Source organism: Brachybacterium nesterenkovii (genome assembly GCF_900163655.1).
Taxonomy (GTDB): domain Bacteria; phylum Actinomycetota; class Actinomycetes; order Actinomycetales; family Dermabacteraceae; genus Brachybacterium; species Brachybacterium nesterenkovii.
The window spans coordinates 1-3,487 of sequence record NZ_FWFG01000043.1 but is presented as its reverse complement, the minus strand read 5'-3'; the positions used below and the strand labels follow the sequence as shown (position 1 = coordinate 3,487).

Annotated in this window: 4 protein-coding genes and 1 pseudogene; 2 read left to right on the top strand and 3 right to left on the bottom strand. The window is 66.2% G+C overall.

The window, feature by feature from the left end:
• Positions 1 to 576 (top strand): transposase (locus tag FM110_RS04495; RefSeq protein WP_143276257.1); only part of this gene is annotated, 576 nt, incomplete at its 5' end.
• A 242-nt stretch (positions 577 to 818) separates the two neighbouring features.
• Here the strand turns inward: FM110_RS04495 and FM110_RS04490 are convergent.
• The 3 genes from FM110_RS04490 to FM110_RS04480 all read right to left on the bottom strand — a co-directional run bounded on the left by FM110_RS04490 (position 819) and on the right by FM110_RS04480 (position 2,701).
• On the bottom strand, positions 819 to 1,658 hold the full coding sequence (locus FM110_RS04490; protein WP_087103074.1) for an endo alpha-1,4 polygalactosaminidase: 840 nt from the start codon (positions 1,656 to 1,658) through the stop codon (positions 819 to 821).
• A 78-nt stretch (positions 1,659 to 1,736) separates the two neighbouring features.
• The gene (locus tag FM110_RS04485) at positions 1,737 to 2,366 is read right to left on the bottom strand and encodes an HAAS signaling domain-containing protein (RefSeq protein ID WP_087103072.1); all 630 of its coding nucleotides are present in this window, start codon (positions 2,364 to 2,366) and stop codon (positions 1,737 to 1,739) included.
• Positions 2,363 to 2,701: a PadR family transcriptional regulator gene (locus tag FM110_RS04480; protein ID WP_013350246.1), complete on the bottom strand. Its 339-nt coding sequence runs from the start codon at positions 2,699 to 2,701 to the stop codon at positions 2,363 to 2,365. The genes FM110_RS04485 and FM110_RS04480 overlap by 4 nt, the downstream gene beginning before the upstream one ends.
• Positions 2,702 to 2,815: 114 nt before the next feature.
• Here FM110_RS04480 and FM110_RS14475 point away from each other — a divergent pair.
• Positions 2,816 to 3,487, top strand: a pseudogene (locus tag FM110_RS14475) (transposase); the annotation flags it as partial.

Here is a 3,487-nt window from a genome sequence, read left to right as displayed (position 1 = left end):
CTGCCGGACGCCGTCACGGTTATGGATCCCTTCCACGTCATCCGGTTGGCCGGGGACGCTCTCGATGAGTGCCGCCGCCGAGCCCAGCAGGAACTGCACGGACACCGCGAACGCAAGGGCGACCCGCTCTACACCGCGCGGCAGACCCTGCACACCGGGGCTGACCTGCTCACCGACCGCCAGCACGAGCGCCTTGACAAGCTCTTCGCTGGGGACCGGCACGTGCACGTCGAGTGCACCTGGGGGATCTACCAGCGCATGATCTCCGCCTACCGTCACCCCGACCGGGCAGCCGGCCGCGTCGAGATGAGCTCCGTGATCGACGCCCTCGCCGACAGCGCGCCTGAGGCGTTGGTAGAACTGCGCAACCTCGGCCGCACCCTGACCAGACGCGCCTGCGACGTCCTGGCCTCCTTCGACCGGCCGCGCACGAGCAACGGACCTACCGAAGCCGTGAACGGTCGCCTCGAGCACCTGCGTGGCCTGGCCCTCGGCTTCCGCAACCCCACCAACTACATCGCCCGCGCACTCCTCGAAGCCGACGGATTCAGACCACACCTACACCCCGAATTGTGAAGAGCCGCTTGAGGTCTCGGAACCTGATCCGCTGCTCGGTCATCACCACACATCTCCGTCCCATCTGTCGCAATGGCTTCCATGCGCCCACCGGCCACCTGTCCCAGAACCGGGTCTTGGACTTCTTGGGACGGGGGCGATGGGCGCTTCCACGTCGCGCTGGGCCGGAGCGAGAGCGATAACCAGGTGTGCAGATCCCCCCGCTACCCACTGCCGGACATGCGCACATCACGCAGTCGGGATCAGCAGGACTCGAAGCGATACTCCTCGACGCCCTGGGCGACAAGACCGCGGTCCCGAAGGATCATCAGCGGCGCGCGGTCGGGGAGGGCACAGGCATCGGCAAAGGTCATCCCGGCGTCCTCGAGACTGTCCGGATACTCGATCTGCAGGACGTGGGGCCCGTACACGCTCGTGTACGCGGCACATTCGTCATGGACGGCGCATTCCTCGGCGACGGCGAAGTCGAAGCCGAGATCCTCGTGCGCCGCCGTCGTGGTCTCGGCGGCGTTCTTCTGGGCGATCGCGAGCCCGGACTTGTGCGCGATCTCCACGTAGGCGGAGGCAAGGGCCATCGCGCCGTTCACGTCGATCTGGTCGAATCGGTCGAAGGTGTCGAGATTGTCGATCTCGACGGCGTCGTACCCGGCGTCCGCGCAGCCCACGATGACCGGCGTGAGCATGTTGAGGATGCCCTCGCGCTGTGCTGCGGTGGAGGGATCGAGGATGTACTCGTCGTTCCAGTCGGGGTCGGTGACCAGGTCGCCGTGCGCGTCGTGCAGGAGCAGGTCGGCGCGCCCCTTCCACATCGCGGCATCACCGGGCTGGGTCTGGAATCCGTTGACATAGCAGATGCTGTAGGCCCCCTGGAGAGGATCGGCGGTCGCATCGCGCACGACCACGTCGATCGTGCCCGACGGCGAGTACGTACCACCGAGCTGATAGTCGAAGACGCCCGTGGTGGGAGGCAGGCCATACGCACTCGCCACGCGATCGGAGGGGCCGGTAGTGGCGGTCTGCCCGGTGCAGGCGACGACCGTCATGAGCAGAGCGAACATCGGGATCGCCATGCGTCGCGTCATCTGTTGCCCCTGCTTCTGCTCTGTCGTTAGAGCCCCGAAACCCGGCCCAGCACGACGTGCGATGGGGCCCAGGGTGGCTCAGCTTCGGACCAGTTTGCGAGCGGGGTTCGGTGCGGTGTAGCGCAGGACGAGGACGACCCCGATGGCACCCATCAGGAGCGGGAGGGCGCTGAGAGGGAGGTTGACTCCAACCGGGACGCTCCCGCCCGCGATGCCGAACACGATGGCCAGCAGCGAGGAGGCGATCCACGAAGCGGTCAGCAGAACCCGCTGCTGTCCGGTCAGCTCTCTGACGAGGAAGGACAGCACGGTCGAGAAGACTCCTGTCATGCTGCCGGCACCGAAGGCGAGCAGGATGAGCATCGGGTGTAGAGCGTATTCGGAGTCATCGTCGAAGTACGCCGTGAAGCACAGCAGTGCCCCCAGGGCCATGAAGCCTCCCATTGTGGCCACGGCGCTTGCTACGGCGAGCAGCCGCATCCACCGCGGTGTGCCGGCCGTCTCTGCCCCGGCTTCCAGGGCGATCTGCTCAGGTGGGCCGAGACTGTCGAGTGCCGCCTGGATCACGCCTCGCTGTTCGGCGTCCCTGAGGTGTTCCTCGATTCCGGTGAGAAGATCCAGCTGCTCGCTGGAGGGGAGCGATTCGGTCAGGGCAGTGAGGCGCTTGAGGTAGGCCTGGGCGGCGGCGGACGAGGGCAGAGTGGTCATGCGTGGTCTCCAATGACGAGGTCGACGGCTTGCCGGAAGCGGCCCCATTCCTGGGTGAATGTAGCAAGTCCGGTCTTGCCTGCCGGGGTGATGTGGTAGTAGCGGCGCGGGGGTCCACTCGGGGACTCTTGCCAGGCAGTGGTCACGAGGTTGCGTTTTCGGAGTCTCGACAGGAGCGGGTACAGCGTCCCTTCGCTCTCGAGGAGTCCTCGTTCGCTCAGCGTTCGAGCCAGGTCGAGACCATAGGTCGGTTGCTGGGCGATGACGGCGAGGACACATGGTTCGAGAGCGCCGCGGCGCAACTGCCCTACGAGGTGAACAGCGTCAGGTTCCATGCACCACAAGGTAGCACGCTCCGCCAGGATCTGTTCGGTGTGGGGTAGACGAGGCCAAGGATCCTGCGCGCGGGTGGTCTCCGCCCTGCAAGCCCGCCGTCGCATATCGGGCCGCACTGTACGGTGATCATCGACTTGACCACGGTTCGCCAGGACAGCGGCCCTTCCAGGCTGCTGGACATGGTCAAAGGCCGCTTCAAGGCAGTGTTCAAGACCTGGCTCGCCGCCCGCCCCTAGACTTGGCGCGAGGCAGTGGAAGTTGTTGCGACAATCGGCTTCACCGGGTTCAAGACCGCCGCAGCCGAGAAATTCCCGGACGCGGTCGCGGTAATGGACCCCTTCCGCGTCGGGCGGCTCGCCGGGGAAGCGGTCGACGTCTGCCGACGGCGCATCCAGTTACTCCTGCACGGATACCGCGCCGCGCCGGCGACCCGCTCTATTCCTGCCGATGCACCCTTCACACTGGAGCAGCGCTAATCACCGACCGCCAGGTCGAACGGATCCAGGACCTGTATGCCGACGAGCAACACGTCGAAGTGGAAGCGACCTGGGGCATCTACCAGCGCATGATCGCCGCCTCCCGGACCGCACACTCGGGAAACCAGAGATGCAGGCCGTCATGGACGTCCTCCGCACGGCTATCCCCGAAGGCCTCGACGAACAGGCCCGCCTCGGTCGAGCTCTGCGTCGGCGAGCCAGCGACGTGCTGGCATTCTTCGACCTACCCGGCGCCAGCAACGGCCCGACCGAGGCCATCTGTGAGTCTGGATCTGGCTGGTCTGGGAC

Coding starts and splice junctions, on each gene's coding strand:
- FM110_RS04490 (WP_087103074.1), bottom strand. CDS start 1,658: ATGACGCGACGCATGGCGATCCCGATGTTCGCTCTGCTCATGACGGTC.
- FM110_RS04485 (WP_087103072.1), bottom strand. CDS start 2,366: ATGACCACTCTGCCCTCGTCCGCCGCCGCCCAGGCCTACCTCAAGCGC.
- FM110_RS04480 (WP_013350246.1), bottom strand. CDS start 2,701: ATGGAACCTGACGCTGTTCACCTCGTAGGGCAGTTGCGCCGCGGCGCT.